The organism is Acidovorax soli (assembly GCF_900107605.1).
GTDB classification, from domain to species: Bacteria; Pseudomonadota; Gammaproteobacteria; order Burkholderiales; family Burkholderiaceae_C; genus Acidovorax; species Acidovorax soli.
Genome location: NZ_FNQJ01000015.1, coordinates 20,259 through 37,075, shown reverse-complemented (window position 1 = coordinate 37,075; position 16,817 = coordinate 20,259). Strand labels below are relative to the sequence as shown.

17 protein-coding genes are annotated in these 16,817 nt (G+C 64.5%); 5 read left to right on the top strand and 12 right to left on the bottom strand.

Going from position 1 to position 16,817, the window contains the following annotated elements; translation table 11 throughout:
• Window positions 1–4: 4 nt before the first annotated feature.
• The 11 genes from BLW02_RS11235 to BLW02_RS11185 all read right to left on the bottom strand — a co-directional run bounded on the left by BLW02_RS11235 (window position 5) and on the right by BLW02_RS11185 (window position 10,630).
• Window positions 5–421 carry a hypothetical protein gene (locus BLW02_RS11235; protein WP_092698599.1) on the bottom strand — a complete coding sequence of 139 codons (417 nt, stop codon included), beginning with the start codon at window positions 419–421 and terminating at the stop codon, window positions 5–7.
• 14 nt (window positions 422–435) lie between these two features.
• Entirely contained in the window at window positions 436–1,005 is a 570-nt protein-coding gene (locus tag BLW02_RS11230) for a type II toxin-antitoxin system MqsA family antitoxin (protein WP_092698597.1), read from the bottom strand.
• A gap of 13 nt (window positions 1,006–1,018) precedes the next feature.
• Complete coding sequence (locus BLW02_RS11225) at window positions 1,019–1,432, bottom strand: hypothetical protein (RefSeq protein ID WP_092698595.1); 414 nt, start codon at window positions 1,430–1,432, stop codon at window positions 1,019–1,021.
• 29 nt (window positions 1,433–1,461) lie between these two features.
• Window positions 1,462–3,120: a restriction endonuclease subunit S gene (locus BLW02_RS11220; RefSeq protein ID WP_092698593.1), complete on the bottom strand. Its 1,659-nt coding sequence runs from the start codon at window positions 3,118–3,120 to the stop codon at window positions 1,462–1,464.
• A gap of 11 nt (window positions 3,121–3,131) precedes the next feature.
• Complete coding sequence (locus BLW02_RS11215; protein ID WP_092698591.1) at window positions 3,132–3,590, bottom strand: hypothetical protein; 459 nt, start codon at window positions 3,588–3,590, stop codon at window positions 3,132–3,134.
• Complete coding sequence (locus tag BLW02_RS11210) at window positions 3,583–4,170, bottom strand: nucleotidyltransferase domain-containing protein (protein WP_092698589.1); 588 nt, start codon at window positions 4,168–4,170, stop codon at window positions 3,583–3,585. The genes BLW02_RS11215 and BLW02_RS11210 overlap by 8 nt, the downstream gene beginning before the upstream one ends.
• Before the next feature lie 129 nt (window positions 4,171–4,299).
• The gene (locus BLW02_RS11205) at window positions 4,300–5,784 is read right to left on the bottom strand and encodes a type I restriction-modification system subunit M (RefSeq protein ID WP_092698587.1); all 1,485 of its coding nucleotides are present in this window, start codon (window positions 5,782–5,784) and stop codon (window positions 4,300–4,302) included.
• Window positions 5,785–5,871: 87 nt separating this feature from the next.
• Window positions 5,872–8,337 carry an EcoAI/FtnUII family type I restriction enzme subunit R gene (gene hsdR / locus BLW02_RS11200; protein WP_092698585.1) on the bottom strand — a complete coding sequence of 822 codons (2,466 nt, stop codon included), beginning with the start codon at window positions 8,335–8,337 and terminating at the stop codon, window positions 5,872–5,874.
• A 110-nt stretch (window positions 8,338–8,447) separates the two neighbouring features.
• The gene (gene gstA / locus BLW02_RS11195; protein ID WP_092698583.1) at window positions 8,448–9,053 is read right to left on the bottom strand and encodes a glutathione transferase GstA; all 606 of its coding nucleotides are present in this window, start codon (window positions 9,051–9,053) and stop codon (window positions 8,448–8,450) included.
• 266 nt (window positions 9,054–9,319) lie between these two features.
• On the bottom strand, window positions 9,320–9,538 hold the full coding sequence (locus tag BLW02_RS11190; RefSeq protein ID WP_026434562.1) for a hypothetical protein: 219 nt from the start codon (window positions 9,536–9,538) through the stop codon (window positions 9,320–9,322).
• Between the two features lie 141 nt (window positions 9,539–9,679).
• Complete coding sequence (locus tag BLW02_RS11185) at window positions 9,680–10,630, bottom strand: LysR substrate-binding domain-containing protein (protein ID WP_092698698.1); 951 nt, start codon at window positions 10,628–10,630, stop codon at window positions 9,680–9,682.
• A gap of 187 nt (window positions 10,631–10,817) precedes the next feature.
• Here BLW02_RS11185 and BLW02_RS11180 point away from each other — a divergent pair, with 187 nt between their 5' ends.
• From BLW02_RS11180 to BLW02_RS11170, 3 genes are all read left to right on the top strand, one after another.
• A complete protein-coding gene (locus BLW02_RS11180; protein ID WP_092698581.1) occupies window positions 10,818–12,014 on the top strand; it encodes an acyl-CoA dehydrogenase in 1,197 nt (398 codons plus the stop codon).
• 104 nt (window positions 12,015–12,118) lie between these two features.
• Window positions 12,119–13,378 (top strand): CaiB/BaiF CoA transferase family protein, encoded by a 1,260-nt coding sequence (locus BLW02_RS11175; RefSeq protein ID WP_092698579.1) that lies wholly within the window; start codon window positions 12,119–12,121, stop codon window positions 13,376–13,378.
• Window positions 13,379–13,449: 71 nt separating this feature from the next.
• Entirely contained in the window at window positions 13,450–14,415 is a 966-nt protein-coding gene (locus BLW02_RS11170; RefSeq protein ID WP_092698577.1) for a tripartite tricarboxylate transporter substrate binding protein BugE, read from the top strand.
• A gap of 194 nt (window positions 14,416–14,609) precedes the next feature.
• On the opposite strand, the gene BLW02_RS11165 is transcribed toward BLW02_RS11170, so the two are convergent.
• Window positions 14,610–15,092, bottom strand: coding sequence for a hypothetical protein (locus BLW02_RS11165; RefSeq protein ID WP_092698575.1), 483 nt, complete (start codon window positions 15,090–15,092; stop codon window positions 14,610–14,612).
• A gap of 512 nt (window positions 15,093–15,604) precedes the next feature.
• Here BLW02_RS11165 and BLW02_RS11160 point away from each other — a divergent pair.
• Both BLW02_RS11160 and BLW02_RS11155 read left to right on the top strand, forming a co-directional pair.
• The gene (locus tag BLW02_RS11160) at window positions 15,605–16,132 is read left to right on the top strand and encodes a hypothetical protein (protein ID WP_092698573.1); all 528 of its coding nucleotides are present in this window, start codon (window positions 15,605–15,607) and stop codon (window positions 16,130–16,132) included.
• 13 nt (window positions 16,133–16,145) lie between these two features.
• The gene (locus tag BLW02_RS11155) at window positions 16,146–16,811 is read left to right on the top strand and encodes a DUF4124 domain-containing protein (protein WP_342029667.1); all 666 of its coding nucleotides are present in this window, start codon (window positions 16,146–16,148) and stop codon (window positions 16,809–16,811) included.
• Window positions 16,812–16,817: the final 6 nt, after the last annotated feature.

Genomic DNA, 16,817 nt, shown 5'->3' with positions numbered 1-16,817 from the left:
GAACCTAGGCCAACCCCAGCGGCAACTCCCGTGCATCCAGTCCCATGGCCTGAAGCTCTCGCCGGAAATGCGTCATTGCCAGCGGATATGCCTGGGCCACAAGTACGTACTGGTAATCGTTGTCTTCCAGCAGAGGCGCAACCGACTTTTCCGAAACCTCGCTCGAATAGAAAAACTTTGCTTCGTACTCACCGGAAAATGTGGCCACATCGGTGACGTCCTGCGGATTCGCTGCCGTGGCCTGCAGCTTGATCATGACTCCCAACATCAGCCCCGCCCCTGCAACGATGGGTACGGCCAAGGCCAAGTCAATTTCCTGTTGCAAGTTCATCTGCATCTGCATCTGCATCTGCATCTGCATGCCGGCAGCATCCCCCTTGTTCTGGCCTGAGAAGGCCAGAACGCGGAAGGTCCGTAGCACGGGGCGAGGTACGCTTAGTTCTGACATGACGCCTCACCATGGGTGAATCGGCGGAATGGCCTAGGGCTGTAGCGCGGTTCGGTCCGCTCCAACTCTGCACGAACGGCCGTCAGACTGACCAGCTTGGCGCCCACGTGCACCGGCTTGCGCTGCTGCGTGAACTCGCCCTGCATACCCTTCTCTTCGACCAGCGCCCAAAAAGTTTCAGGGCTGCGGCGCACAAGACGCAGCAAGGTGTCCATCGCCTCTGACTGGGCCACATCGCCGTTTTCGTACTTGCTGAACGCCACTGGGCCGCCGCCAAACAGCCTGGCCGCCTGGGCCTGGGTGAGTTGGTACTGTTTGCGTAGCGCGGTGATCTCCTCACCGGTCAGCAACCCATCCACCTGCTTGCGAAATGCCATCAGGACACGCTTGTTCAGCTTGCTTTCGGCCATCCCAGCAAAATCAGACGTGCAGGTGTCGCACTGCTTGTAATGCAAGGGCAGGTTTGCCTTGTGGCCCTTGTACTCACTCTCCACCATCTGCACCGATGCGAAGACATGGCCTTCACCGCAAATGGGGCACAGTTCTTGTGCGCTCATCGAGGCACTCCTTTCAAGCGTGGCAAGACACGATCAGGACCAAGGCCCCGGTCTTGCTCACAGCAAACTTCAAAAAATATTCCATCCGAACAGGCCGCCCCGTCGCCGGAGCGGTCTCTACCAAGCTGATGCTATAGGCGTCACAGGCCGCCCAGGCACCCTTGCCGTTTTCGCACCATTCCGAGTCGATGTAATCCCCCGGCTTCAGCACCGAGATCAAATCACCCACGCGCTCCAAGTCATCGTCAAACCACTTGCGCACATCCTTGCGGCACTTCTCCGTCCAGGCGTTGATTCGGCTCTCATCACGTGCCAAGGTCTGCACCAGCTGCAGCTCGTACAGCGGCCCGTTCGCGATCTTGACGCGCCCCTGCCCGTCCTCGGGAGGATTCAGACTGTACTCCGAAAGGACGAAAATTTTTACCATTATGGTAATTTATATGGAGGATGGGATCGTCACGCCACAGAAGCCACCAGCGCCTCGGCCAGACGGGCCTGCACGGACTGGCGTTCGGCCAGGCGCTGGCGCAGGTCGGAGCACAGGCGGCGCAGGGCAGTGACACGGTTGACGATGCGGGACTGTTCGGAGAGAGGAGGAAGAGCAACCACGGATGAGCGAAGTTGCCCCAACGAAATGAAAGATTGCACGCCACCAGCAGCACGTTCTTTCATCCCCGCCGCTTCAGCCTGCAACACAAGCAAAAGGTACTTGGGGCAGGACAAGGCGGCCGCGTAATACTTGAATAGCGCGACGTTTTTTACGCTGAACTCTGTATCTATATCAACAATGACGGGATTTCCAATGCTGCCAATCATTGCAAAGAGAATATCGTCGCGATCAACTCTGGAACGAGCAGATATCTGTTCGTGATCAGCAGGCGAAATCAGCTTTACGTCTGATAAATCAAGCACCCCCCCATAGAGATTCTTGCTTGTTACAAGCGGAAATCCCGTGGACTGATATTTGGGGGTATCGTGCGTTCCGTCGCGTACGTCATACGCCTGTTGCAGCCTCACCCACTCCCACCCCACCGGCAACTCAAACGGTTTTTCCTCGTCGGTGATGGGCGGCAGGGGCTTGTCGCGTTTGATCTGGCCTGCGGCGATGAGGCGGTCTTTTTCGGCGCGGATCTTTTGCAGCAGAACGCTGGCGGGTTCATCGGTGGGGTCTTGGGGCACGAGCAGGCCGCGCACGGCCAGTTGCAGCAGGGTTTGATCCAGAGCGTCGATGGCTTCGGGGCGGTCCAGCAGCAGGTCGAAGTGCTGGGCCACGCGCTGCCAGTTGGCGGCCAGCTCCTCGGGCGTGGTGCTGGCGGTGAGCGTGCCCAGCAGGGTGCTGACCAGCTGGGCGTGTTGCGTGGCCTCCAGCTGGGCCTTGGCCTGCAGCGCATCGCACAGGCGCATGAGTTCTTCGACGCGGGCGACGATGCGGGATTGTTCGGCTTCAGACGGAAGTGGCACGACGAAGCCGAGCAACTCATCCTGCTTGATTCCAGCGACGGTCATTCCAGAACCAACCACCGATAGCGTTTTGAAATAGTTGATGAAGTACTGCTTGTGAACGCCGGCTCCAAGCTGCACAGCTTTCAAATCTTGGTTGATAGCAACGTCAATCAGTGCCTCGCCAATTTTCCCAAGCCCCATGCGCGTACAAATCAAAATCGAACCAGCCGTTGCCAGTTGCGAACCGGCTTGAAGGCCTTCACCGGTTATCCGGTCTTGGGTATCCGTAAGCGTCTCACCGAATCCCAAGTCTTTAACGCTCGCCCATGGGATATCTCCGTCCCAGTAGGCGGGGTTTTGTTTGCTTGGTGTGCCGCCGCTTCGAATGGAAAGCAGCAAATCACCAAGTCGGCAAAACGACCACCCCACCGGCAACTCAAACGGCTTTTCCTCCTCCCCAATCTCCGCCAGCGGCTTGTCCCGCTTGATCTTGCCCTCGGCAATCAACCGGTCCTTCTCCGCCCGAATCTTCTGCAGCAGCACGCTCGCAGGCTCATCCGCCGGGTCTTGCGGCACCAGCTTGCCTTGCACGGCCAGGGTCAGAATCAGCTCGCGCAGGCGGGCGACGCCACCGGGTGCGGTGGCCAGCAGGTCCAAATTGGATAGCAGCATGCGCCTGCTCCTCAAGCGCCAGAGGCGGTTTTGTTCATCAATGGGGCCAGCTGTTGCTCCGCCCGTTGCAACAGGGTTTGGGCCTGTTGCAGGCACTCGTGCAGGGCCTGTTCGGTGACCAGTTCGCCGTCGTAGTCGCTCAGGTTGCGCTGCTTGCGCAGGGCGTCGAGCACGCGCACGGTGGCGGGGCTGACGCCCAGGGTGTGCGTGAGGCACTGCAGGGTGGTCTGGTGGTGGCCGGGCTTGCTGGTGGAGGTGCGCCAGCCCTGGGCGTGCAAGGCGGCATCGGCCACGGCGCGGATGGCGGTGTAGGCGCAGTCGAAGCGCGTCTCGGGGCTGTTGCCCACGCGCTGCGCGTCTTGCAGGCGGGTGCGGGCGGTGGCCAGCATTTTGTGCAGCAGGGCGGCGGAAAACGGCACTTTGTCGAGCATGCCGATGCGCGCCAGGTTGTTCAGTTCTTCTTCAGGCATCGAGGGTTCCGATCAGCATCACTTTCGGCTTGGCCAGCAGCTCTTGCACAAAGGGCTGGCCTTCGGCGCGTTGGCGGGCCCATTCGGCAGCGGTCATGACCTTGGGGTTGATCTCGCGCCCCAGCGGGGCCTGGGCGGCGTAGGTGGCCTCGACCACCTGGGCAAAGCTGGCGCGGCCCACCACCAGCAAATCGACATCGCTGCCCGCGTGGGCGCTGCCGCTGGCCATGGAGCCGAACACAAAGGCCAGCTCTACCTGCTCGCCCAGCGGCTGCAGGGCCTGGCGCAGCACATCGGCCAGGCCGGTGGTTTTGCGGATGAGGGCCTGCAGCTCGGCAAACACGGGGTGGCCCTGGTTGGCCTGAAACTGCACCTGGTTGCCCACGCGCTCGCTGGTGAGCAGGCCGACATGGCACAGCGCGTCCAGCTCTTTTTTCAGGGTGCCGGGGGCGGCCTGCGTCTGGCGGGCCAGCTCGCGCAGGTGCCTTTTCTGTTCGGGCTGCATCAAGAGCAGCGCCAGCACCTTGCGCCGGTACTGGTTGGGGAACAGCAGTTCTGCAAGTGTGGAATGTGTTTTCAAAGAAGAAACGATTGTTTTCTATTGGAAAACGTATTGTGCACTTCAACAGATGAATGTCCAGTGCTCCACGTTGCCAACCGTGGCCTGAGGTGCCGTGAAAATTGCTCTATTTTTTATAGCTATTAGCGCTTAGTCGGCAGCACCATCGGCCGTTTTGGTCAAAGACTGGGCGAGGATGCCCTTGAGCTCGTCGCGCAGGGCCTGGGCCTCGGCCTGCAGGCGGGCGTAGTCGGCCAGCAGCACCTCGGGGTCGTGGCTCTGCTGCTCGCCCACATGCGGGTTCTTCTGGTCGAGGTTCCAGTTGGCGGCGCGGATGGTGTCGATGCTGACCTTCCAGGCGCGTTCGTTTTCCACGCGGGCGGCAAAGCCGTCGGCCTCGCTGCCCCACCAGGCTTTCTCGGCGTCGAACTCTTCGATGCGGATGGGCTTGGTCTTGTTGTAGTTTTTGACGCCCGGCGGATAGGGGTGCTCGTAGTACCAGACATGCTGCGTGGGCTGGCCCTTGGTGAAGAACAGCAGGTTGGTCTTGATGCCGGTGTAGGGCGCGAACACGCCGTTGGGCAGGCGCACGATGGTGTGCAGGTTGCACTCGGCCAGCAGTTGCTCTTTGATGCGGCTTTTGACGCCTTCGCCAAACAGGGTGCCGTCGGGCAGCACCAGGGCGGCGCGGCCGTTGGTCTTGAGGATGTGCTTGATGAGCACGAGGAACAGGTCGGCCGTTTCCTTGGTGCGCACGTCGGCGGGGTAGCCTTGCTCGATGCCGGGCTCTTCCACGCCGCCAAAGGGCGGGTTGGTGAGCACCACGTCCACGCGGTCGGCGGCGGTGTAATCGCGCAGGGGGCGTGCCAGGGTGTTGTCGTGGCGGATGTTGCTGGGCACCTCGATGCCATGCAGCAGCAGGTTGGTCACGCAGAGCATGTGGGGCATCTGCTTTTTCTCGACGCCACGAATGCTGTTTTGCAGCACGGCCTCCTGGCCTGCGTTGTGGACCTGCTTGCGCAGGTGCTCGATGGCGCAGACGAGGAAGCCGCCGGTACCGGTGGCGGGGTCGAGCACCACCTCGCCCAGCTGCGGGTTGAGCATGTCCACCATGAACTGGGTGACGGCGCGGGGGGTGTAGAACTCGCCCGCGTTGCCTGCGCTCTGCAGATCCTTGAGGATTTTTTCGTACAGGTCGTTGAACTGGTGGCGCTCGGCCTGGCGGTTGAAGTCGATGCCGTTGAGCTTGTTGACCACCTGGCGCAGCAGGTGGCCGCTTTTCATGTAGTTGTAGGCGTCTTCAAACACGCCGCGCACCACGTAGCCGCGCGGGTTGCGCACAGGGTCGGCGCTGAGGCTCTTGAGGGTGGCGAAGAGCTGGTTGTCCACAAAGTCGAGCAGCACCTCGCCGGTGATGCCCTCGGGGTCCGCCGCCCAGTGGCGCCAGCGCATGGCCTCGGGGATGGGGCTTTGGTAGTGGTCGCGCGTCAGCTCCAGCTCTTCTTCGAGCGCATCAAACACCTTGAGGAACAGCAGCCAGGTGAGCTGGCTGATGCGCTGGGCGTCACCATCGACGCCGGAGTCCTGGCGCATGATGTCCTGGATGGATTTGATGACGGGGGTGAGGTTGGACATGGGGTGCAGAATTTGAACAAAAATGGCTCTAGCGCTTACAAATCAAGCGCTAACAGCTATCAAAAAAGAAGTTTTTGGCAGCCACAGTCAGGCGGCCGGGTGCGTAGCGTACAGCTCGCGCTCCAGGGTTTGCAGAGCGCTCAGGTATTGGGGACGGCCGCCAAAGCTGCGCACCAGCTCCACGGGGCTGCCCAGGTCGGTGAAGGGCTGGAGCTTGAAGACTTCGTTGCTCTCGATGGTGGCGATGCCTTCATCGGCATATTTGTCGAGCAGGGCCTCCAGCACCTTGCGGGCCACGGGGCCGTATTGGGTGAAGACGTTGCGCTTTTGCACGCGGCGGGCGCGCTCGCTGCGGGTGAGCGGGGGCTGGTCGTAGGCGACATGCAGCAGCAGGTCGAACGGGTCGAGGTCCACCATGCCTGTGTGTGCCACCTCGTCGGCCAGGGCTTCCAGCAGCACGCCCTGCCCTTCGAGCTCTTGCAGCAGTGCGGCCTTGCGGTCGGCCTGCTGCCAGGCCTGCAGGAACTGGTCGAGCGATTCGTATTGCTTGCGCAGGTTGATGCGGGTGTAGTCGCGCAGGCTTTCGGTGATGAGCTGGCCCTGGGCGTTGAGGTACTGCACGCGCTCACGGGCCACGGCCACGGTGACGTTGTTGCCGAGGATGTATTTTTTGGGGCCGTCGGCGGCGCCGTTGCCGGCAAAGGGCCCCAGGGGCTGGCCTTCGGCAAGCTCAGGCGGAACGGGGTGGGATAGGTCTGAGCCCAAGGGTGGCTCGGGCGGCGCCACGGGCTCGCCGCTGCCGGGTTCGTAGATTTGCACGGGCTCGCCGTCAAAGTCTTTATCGGCAAACAGTTCGGTGGCGCGCTTGAAGTCGAGGATGGTGAACCAGGTCTTGCCCAGGTCTTCGCGCAGGCGGGTGCCCCGGCCGATGATCTGCTTGAACAGCGTCATGGATTGGATGCCCTGGTCCAGCACGATGAGCTTGCAGGTCTGGGCATCGACCCCGGTGCTCATGAGCTTGGAGGTGGTGGCAATCACTGGGTAGGTTTTCTCGGGGTCGATGAAGTTGTCGAGCTCCAGCTTGCCCTCGGTGTTGTCGCCGGTGATCTGCACCACGTATTTGGGCTGGGTGGCGCACAGGTCGGCGTTGGCGTTGGCGAGCGCCTGGCGCATGCGCGCGGCGTGGTCGATGTCTTCGCAAAAGACGATGGTCCTGGCGTAGCGGTCGGTGGCCTTGAGGTATTCGGTGATCTTGGCGGCCACGGCCACGTCGCGCTGCTCCAGCACCAGCTTGCGGTTCATGTCGGCGCCGGTGTAGATGCGGTCTTCGATGGCGTGGCCGTGCTTGTCGGCCATGCCTGCCGTGGGGCGCCAGCCGAAGGTGTCCTTATCCAAATCGACGCGGATGACCTTGTACGGGGCCAGGTAGCCGTCTTCGATGCCTTGCTTGAGGCTGTAGGTATAGACGGGCTCACCGAAATAGTCGGTGCTGGAAACGTCCTTGGTTTCCTTGGGCGTGGCGGTGAGGCCGATCTGCGTGGCGCTGCCGAAGTAGGTGAGGATGTCGCGCCACGCGGAGTCTTCGGCCGCGCTGCCCCGGTGGCATTCGTCCACCACGATGAGGTCGAAGAAGTCGGGGCTGAACTGCTTGTAGATGTTGCGCTCTTCCTCGGTGCCGGTGACGGCCTGGTAGAGCGACAGGTAAATCTCGTAGCTCTTGTCCACCAGCTTGGTGGTTTTGTGGACGGCCAGGGCCACGTCTTCGACCGACACCACGCCCTGCGCATCGACCCGCTCCACGCCCTTGGCGTTAGGGCTGAGCTTGGCCATGGCGCCCTTGAAGGGGCGAAAGTCGTTGACCATGGTCTGGTCGATGAGGATGTTGCGGTCGGCCAGGAACAGGATGCGCTTTTTGGCGCCGCTCTTCCACAGACGCCAGATGATCTGGAACGCGGTGTAGGTTTTGCCGGTGCCGGTGGCCATGACCAGCAGCACGCGGTTTTGCCCGGCAGCGATGGCCTCGACCGCGCGGTTGACGGCGTTGAGCTGGTAGTAGCGCGGGGTCTTGTGGGGGGCATAGTCAAAACCAGCCACGCGGCTTTCTTCGGCGGACCAGCCCTTCCAGGCGCAGTAGCGGTTCCACAGCTCTTGTGGCGAGGGGAATTCTTCGAGGGTGAGATTCTTCTCCAGCACGCCGGTGGCCAGGGTCGCATCGCGGAACACGAAGCCGTCGCCATTGCTGGCAAAGCTGAACGGCACATCCAGCAGCTGGGCGTAGTTCAGCGCCTGGCTTATGCCCGCGCCGACGGCGTGCTGGTTGTCTTTGGCCTCGACCACCGCCAGGGGAATGTTGGCCTTGTAGAACAGGGCGTAGTCGGCGCGCAGCACCGAGCTTTTGTCGCGGTAGGCCTTGCTGCCGCGCACCACCACGCGCCCTGCCCGCAACGGGTACTCCCGAAAGATCTGGTCCAGACCGTTCCACCCGGCGCGCTCCATGGCCGGGCGGATGAACTTGTCGCAGATGTCGCTTTCGGAGAGGTTTTTCTTGTCCATTCGGCAGGTTGCACCCACCTTGGGCATGCAGGGGTGGCGTGTAGTTGTTACCGGATACTACCGCCGCCCCGTGTCACCCCGACAAAGCCTTGCCGGTGGCGGCATATCCGTCAGGCCAGGCCTTCGTCCTTCAGCACGGCCTGCACCGCTGGACGCGCTGCCACCCGCGCGCGAAAGGCGACCAGGTTGGGCCAGGGCGCCAGGTCGAGGCCGATGTGGCCGGTCCAACCGAGAACGGTGAAGAGGTAGGCGTCGGCCACGCTGAAGTCGGCGCCCATCAGGTGGTCGCGGCCCGCGAGCTGGTCGTTGACATAGGCAAAACGCCGCTGCAGGTTGCTGCGCGAGACCTCTTTCCATTCGGGCGTGCCGGCGGGGTTGAAGAAGGCGCCGAAGTTGCGGTGCAGCTCGGTGCCGATGAACGTGAGCCAGCCCTGCAGCTGGTAGCGGGCCAGCGTGCCGTTGGCCGGGGCCAGGGGTTTGGCGGGCACCTGGTCGGCCAGGTACTGGACGATGGCCGGGCCTTCGGTGAGCAGGGTACCGTCGTCCAGCTGCAGTGCGGGCACGTAACCCTTGGGGTTGATGGCCCAGAAGTCCTGGCCGCTGGCGGTCTGCTTGGTCTGGAGGTTAACCACCTCGGTCGTGTACGGCAGGCCGGTTTCTTCGAGCACGATGTGCGATGCCAGGGAACAGGCGCCGGGCTTGATGAACAGTTTCATGAAGGATTTTCCTTGGTGGACGGGTTGGAAAGAACGGAGCGATTGTGCAGCGCACAGCCATCGCATGCCGCCCGTGCTCCTGACCGCTTCGGCGATCCGCAAGTCGATGCGCGGAAAGATCCGCCCACCAAACTGTGCGCACCCCACCGCTGTACCGCAGGGCCGCACACACCACATCCCACCTGGCCGACAACCCGACACCGCGGGCGCTGGTGCTGCGCCGCACACCCGGCATCTGCGCCGCGCCGGCGCAACGGCTCCTGGCGCTAATTGTCCTGGCGCCGGATCAATTGCCGCCCCGAGGGGGTGATGGCCATTTCACCGCCCGCGTTCTTGCTGATGAGACCCCACTCCAGCAGCCGCCCCGACAGGTGCTCCCTGAGCGCGCCGTCCTGGGTGATGAGTTCACCCATCTCCAGCCGCTTGAGTACATCGATTTCGTCCACGGTGGGGTCGAAATGCGCTGCGTGGTAAGTGTTCGTCATGGTCGTTCTCCAACTGGCAGTTCCACATGCCACTGACGCCGCCAGATTAGACCGATGGCCAGCGCAGCGCAAGCGCCCCCGCTGAAAACCTGGTGTGCAGCACCGGGGCGCCTGCCAGCAAGCGCAGCGGCGCTGCACACATCATGGCGCGGGCCCATCACCCGGCGCAATCCCCTGCGCCATGCCCAGCAACCACTGCGCAAACGCCGCCAGTACCGGTGGCTGGGCCTGCGCGGGGCTGATGAGGTAGTAGCCGCGCTCGCCGCGCAGCGGACGCGCGCAGGCCACCACCAGTTCGCCGCTGGCCAGCTCGGCCTCGATCAGCAGGGGCGGTATCAGCGCCACGCCCATGCCATGCGTGGCGGCCACGGCAAGCATGGAGAACAGCTCGTAGCGCGGGCCGTCCAGCGCATGGGGCGCGTCCACCCCCATGGCGTCGAACCACTGCCGCCAGCCATAGGGCCGGGTGCTTTGCTGCAGCAGCGGCAGCCCGGCCAGCGCCTCGGCCGACACGGGCTGGTGCGCGCGGCCGCGGCCGCGCGGCGCGGCGGATTCCAGCAGGCGCGGGCAGCACACCGGAACCACATCCTCGTGCATGAGCAGCAGCGCCTGCACGCCAGGCCAGTTGGCCACCTGCTCGGGTGTGCCGGCATACAGCGCGGCATCGAACGTGGTGTCGGCAAACAGGAAGGGCCGCGTTTGGGTTTCGATGTGCACCACGATGTCGGGGTGCTGCCGGGCCAGTTGCGGCAGGCGCGGGATGAGCCAGCGCGTGGCAAACGTGGGCACGGCTGCCAGCGTGATCGTGCCGCCCTCGCCCTGGTGCGCCATCACGTCGAGGGTGTCGCGCTCCAGCCCCTGCAGCCAGCGCGCGACCTGGCGGCCATAGTGCGCACCCGCAGGCGTCAGCACCACGCCGTGGCGTGTGCGGCGGAACAGCTGCACGCCCAAGAACTCTTCAAGCGCCTGGATCTGGCGCGAGACAGCGCTTTGCGTGAGCGACAGCTCCTGCGCGGCGCGCGTGTAGCTCTCGTGGCGGGCTGCGACTTCGAAACAGGCCAGTGCCTGGGTGGAGGGGATGTTGCGGCGCATGATGAACAGGAACTTTTCAAGGGCCATTCCGGTGCGGCGGTCGTTTAGTGGAGTATTCCATATATTCAAAAAACGCATTTCTGGATGAAAAGAACTCGCTTGCCGCACACCGGGCCGCACCCTACGATGCGTTCCCATCAATTCTGCTTTTCCTCTCTTCTTTCTTGTTTGATCTGGAGACACGCACATGGCACGCACCGCTTTCCAATGGGATGACCCTTTCCTGCTCGACCAGCAGCTCACCGACGACGAGCGCGCCATCCGTGACGCCGCCCGCGCCTACTGCCAGGACAAGCTGGCCCCGCGCGTGCTGGACATGTTCCGCCACGAAAAGACCGACGTAACCATCTTCCGCGAGATGGGCGAGCTGGGCCTGCTGGGCCCCACCATTCCCACGCAGTACGGCGGCGCCGGCCTGAACTACGTGAGCTACGGCCTGGTGGCGCGCGAGATCGAGCGCGTGGACTCGGGCTACCGCTCCATGGCCAGCGTGCAAAGCTCGCTGGTGATGGTGCCCATCAACGAATTCGGCACCGAAGCGCAAAAGCAGAAATACCTGCCCAAGCTGGCCAGCGGCGAGTGGATTGGCTGCTTCGGCCTGACCGAGCCCGACCACGGCTCCGACCCCGGCAGCATGGCCACGCGCGCCTACAAGACGGCCGGCGGCTACAAGCTCAAGGGCAGCAAGATGTGGATCACCAACAGCCCCGTGGCCGACGTGTTCGTGGTCTGGGCCAAGGAAGTGTCCGAAGGCGGCACCGTGGGCCCCATCCGCGGCTTTGTGCTCGAAAAGGGCATGAAGGGCCTGACGGCCCCCGCCATCCACGGCAAGGTGGGCCTGCGCGCCTCGATCACCGGCGAAATCGTGATGGACGACGTGTTCGTGCCCGAAGAAAACGCCTTCCCCGAAGTGCAAGGCCTCAAGGGCCCCTTCACCTGCCTGAACAGCGCACGCTTCGGCATCGCCTGGGGCGCGCTGGGTGCCGCCGAGTTCTGCTGGCACACGGCCCGCCAGTACACGCTGGACCGCAAGCAGTTTGGCCGGCCTCTCGCCGCCAACCAGCTCATCCAGAAAAAGCTGGCCGACATGCAGACCGAAATCACCCTGGGCCTGCAGGCCGCACTGCGCGTGGGCCGCATGAAGGATGAGCACCAGAACGTGGTGGAGATCACCTCGCTGATCAAGCGCAACAACTGCGGCAAGGCGCTGGACATTGCCCGCCTGGCACGCGACATGATGGGCGGCAACGGCATCAGCGACGAGTTCGGCGTGGCACGCCACCTGGTGAACCTCGAGGTGGTGAACACCTATGAAGGCACGCACGATGTGCACGCGCTCATCCTGGGCCGCGCGCAGACGGGCATCGCAGCGTTCGCCAACTGAGCGTTTGCAGTCCGGCACAAAAACACCGCACTTGCGGTGTTTTTGCCTTTTGGCGATTGGTCAGCAAGCGCTGACAGCTATTCATTTCATAGTAACTGACACCCATGACCACCATCCCCTCCCCTCAAGGCGCCCTGGCAGGCATCCAGGTGCTCGACCTTTCCCGCGTGCTCGCCGGCCCCTGGTGCACCCAGATGCTGGCCGACCTGGGTGCGGACGTGGTCAAGGTGGAGCGCCCCGGCCTGGGCGATGACACACGCCAGTGGGGTCCGCCCTTCCTGAAGGACGAAGCCGGCAACGACACCAACCAGGCCAGCTATTTCACGGCCTGCAACCGCAACAAGCGCTCGGTAACCATCGACATGGCCACGCCTGAAGGCCAGGCACTCATCAAGCAGATGGCACTGCAGGCCGACATCGTGGTCGAGAACTTCAAGGTCGGCGGTTTGAAGCAGTACGGCCTGGACCATGAGAGCCTGCGCGCGCTGAACCCGCGCCTCATCTACTGCTCGGTCACCGGCTTCGGGCAGGACGGGCCGTATGCCGAACGCGCCGGCTACGACCTCATGGTGCAGGCCATGACGGGCCTCATGAGCATCACCGGACAGGCCGACGACCAGCCCGGCGGCGGCCCCATGCGCGTGGGCGTGGCGGTGATCGACCTGTTCACCGGCCTGTATGCGAGCAACGCCATCCTGGCAGCGCTGCATGTGCGCGACAACGCCACCAACGGCACCGGCCAGGGCCAGCACATCGACATGGCGCTGCTCGACGTGGGCATGGCCGTGCTGGCCAACCAGGCCTCGGGCTTCCTGGCCACCGGCAGGGCGCCCGGCCGCATGGGCAACAGCCACCCCAGCCTCGCGCCCTACCAGGACTTCCCCACCGCCGACGGCAACATGTTGCTGGCCATCGGCAACGACGGCCAGTTCCAGCGCTTTTGCGCGGCGGCCGAGCAGCCCCAGTGGGCCGCCGACCCGCGCTTTGCCACCAACACGCTGCGCGTGCAGCACCGCGCCGACCTCATCCCCGCCATGGAGGCCGTGACCCGCACACGCACCACGGCCGCGTGGATCACACTGCTCGAAGACAAGGCCGTGCCCTGCGGCCCCATCAACACCATTGCCCAGGCGTTTGACGATGCGCAGGTGAAGGCACGCGGCCTGCGCGTGAGCCTGCCGCGCGACGCGGGCGACGGCATCGCGCAGGTGGCCACGGTGGCCAGCCCGCTGCGCCTCTCGCGCAACCCGCCCGTGCTGCGCAACGCCCCACCGGCCCTGGGCCAGCACACCGATGAGGTGCTGGCCGAACTCGGTCTGGGCGCGCAGGCCATTGCCGTCCTGCGCGAGAAAAAGGTTCTCTGAATACGGCGCAGCCGCGCCCCTCTTCGCCACCCCTGCTTCACCATTTCATTTCAACAACAGGAGATAAAAGCATGATCCGTCGCAGCGCCCTGGTCCTGGGCATCCTCGCCATTTTCGGCACTACCGCCCACGCACAGGGCTACCCGCAAAAGCCCATCCGCCTGCTCGTGCCCTTTGCCGCAGGCGGCACCACCGACCTGATCGCGCGCATCGTGGCCGAACCGCTGGGCCGCGAGCTGGGACAGCCCGTGGTGGTGGAGAACAAGGGCGGCGGCGGCGGCAGCATTGGCGCAGCCGAAACCGCACGCGCCAACCCCGACGGCTACAACCTGGGCATGGCCACCGTGTCCACCACGGCCACCAATCCGGCCATCAACCCCAAGATCCCGTACAACGTCGCCACCGACTTCGCGCCCATCATCAACATTGCCGCCACGCCCAATGTGATCGCCGCCCACCCCAACCTGCCCTTCCGCGACTACAAGGGCATGCTGGCCGCCGTGAAGAAGGAGCCCGGCAAGTACGCCTACGCCTCGCCGGGCAACGGCAGCATCACGCACCTGATGATGGAGATGTTCAAGCTGAGCACCCAGACCTTCATGGTGCATGTGCCCTACCGCGGCTCGGGCCCCGCCCTCAACGACGCCGTGGCCGGCCAGGTGCCGCTGATTTTCGACAACCTGCCCTCGGCCCTGCCCTTCATCAAGGAAAAGCGCCTCACGGCCCTGGTAGTGGCCGCACCGCAGCGCGTGCCTGCGCTGCCCGACGTGCCCACCTTCAAGGAAGTGGGCCTGGAGAGCGTGAATCGCATGGCCTACTACGGCCTCATCGGCCCCAAGGGCCTGCCCAGGGACATCGTGGACAAGGTCAATGCCGCCACCCGCAAGGTGCTGCAGGACCCCGCGATCCGCAAGCGCATCGAGGAAACCGGCTCCATCATCATGGCCGACACCCCCGAAGCCTTCGCCCGCCAGATGCGCGAGGAACTGGCGGTGTACAAGGATGTGGTGGCCAAGCAAAAGCTCAGCCTGGACTGAGGATGTGAAAGAACCGGCCATGCCCTCCGTTGCCTGCATGGCCCGGCCAAGCACACATTCGCAAGGAAACAATCTGTAGCGCCATCAGATTTTTCATGCAACCAAGGCGCCGCCACGCGCTGCAAAACAGCGTGGGTGGATGCGGCACCAAGCTGCCGCGAACACCCCTGGTTGACCGGCAACAAAAACAATTTTCAGCGCGGCCGCTCAAACCCGCTCTCGGCCCAGGCCGTGGCGCGGGCGGCGGTGAGCTGGAAACTGGGCGGCACCGGCACCCGTGCCAGTTCTTCGCCCAAGGCGTTCTGCGCGCTCAGGGTGGCGGTGGCGCCCTCCTCGTCGGGCACGATGGCCAGGGCCACTCGCAGGCGCTCGCCCTGCACGGTGATGATGACGCTCTTGTTGAGCTGTGCATGCAGCTGCTGCTCGTGGCGGCGCAGCACCTCGCTGGCCGTTTTCACCAGGGTGTTGAAGGCCGATACATCCAGCGGCTTGGGATTCTTCTTGTCGCGCCCCATTGTCCACGGCCCCACCAGCGCGGGCTCGGCCTCGCCGTGCAGCGTCATGGCCACGGCCCAGCCATCGTCGTCCTCGTTCTTGATGACGCGCGCCGTCCAGCGGCCGTCGCTCCACAGACGGGGTTCTTGAACGGGGGTGGGCGTGTCGGAGGTGTCGGTCATGGGCGCTGCGGCGGATCGGTGAAAAGGCGCAGAGCATAAGGCCGGTGGGTCCGGCCCAGACCACCCGGGGGCAACCAGCCGATCATCCCGCCCGCTATCGGGCTCGGCCAACGAAGACCATGCGCGCGGCCTCGGCACGGACGGCCATGTAGCCCGGTTCATGGTGGAAGACCTGGCGGATGCCATCCGGCGGGTGTTGCCCGCAGAGTTGGGGAATCGAGCCGATGCGCCATAAAATCGACTCCAGCGCTTATCGCAAAAGCGCTGACAGCTATATAAAACAGAGCTTTTTCCAGGCTGTTTCTGGCTCCCCGACCGGGATCGCCCGGGTTTCACCACGCCATGCAGGCGGGCGGTACCGGCGGGACCGCGGTGCCAGGTCAACCAAATGGCGTCCTCGGGCGTCTAATGGAGAGTACCGGCCCGCCAATTTGTAACGTTCCGCCGGGGCGCTTTTCAAGGGCTTTACGCAGCGCACGGAACGCGTTGCGCACCGCCAGAGTCTGATCACCATGACACACCTACCTGCCCGCCTTGTTTCCGCCCTGGCGCTCACCGCGCTGGCCACGGGCTGCGCCGTGGTTCCTGGCGACCCCTACTACACGCCGCAGCCCATCGGCTACGGCGTGTACGAACAGTCCACCTACATCTATGGCAGTCCTGCTGCCGTGTACGGCTACCCGGTGGCCCCGCCGCCCGGCTACTACGGACGCAGGTACGACGACCGCAATGACTGGCGCGAACGCGAGCGGGCCCAGCGCGAGCGCGAAGCCCTGCGCGACCGGGATGCCCGTCGCGAACAGGACGCCCGCCGGGACCGCGAACGCGACCAGGCACGCCGTGAACAAGCCCAGCGCGACCAGGCCCAGCGCGACCAGTACCAACGTGGTGTGCAGGCCCAGCGCGATGAGCCCCGCCGTGACCAGGCTCAGCGCCAGCGCCGCAATGACGAGCGCCAACCACCGGATGGCAACCCGCGGCAAAATCGCCCGGACCACCCCCGCGGGAGAAGCGACGCCCCGCGCGGACAGGACAACTGAAAACGGAGAACCTGTGAAAGAACCTGCCATGCCGCTGGTGCGCAACTGCCTGGTCGCCGGTGTGGCGCTGCTGTGTCTCGCCGCGCAGGCCCAGGTGCTGCGCTGCACCGATGCGCGCACCGGGCAGGTCACCTACACCGACGGTGCCTGCGCGGGCGCCGCCACGGTGCGCGAGGTCGAGCCGCGCAAGACCGCACAGGAAATCCAGCTGGAGCGCGACCAGGCGGCCGAGGCCCTGGCACGCAAACAGCAGCAACGGCAGGCCGAAGCGGCCGCCCTGCAGATCGATGCCGACCGCGACGCGCGGCGTGAACGCGATCTGGCCGAGCGCGCAAATCGCCGGGCCACACGCCCGCAGGACTACGCACGGTCGGCCGACTGCGCCCGCTCGCGCCGCAACCTCGATGTGGTCGTCAGCAGCGCCAGCGGCAGCTATGACCAGAACCTGCGCGTCGAAACCGCGCAGCGCCAGGTGGACCTGGACTGCCTGGGCCCCGAGGCCTATGCCGAGCTGGAAAAGGCCCGCGCGGCCCGGGTGGAGACATCCCCTGCGGTGGTGCTGGTGCCGCCGCGCCATCCGGTCTACACCCGGCCCGCACCACCGCCGCCACCGCGCAGAATCACGCAGTGCAACGTGTTCCGCTGCTACGACAGCCAGGGCAACAGCTACCCGCGCTGAACGCCA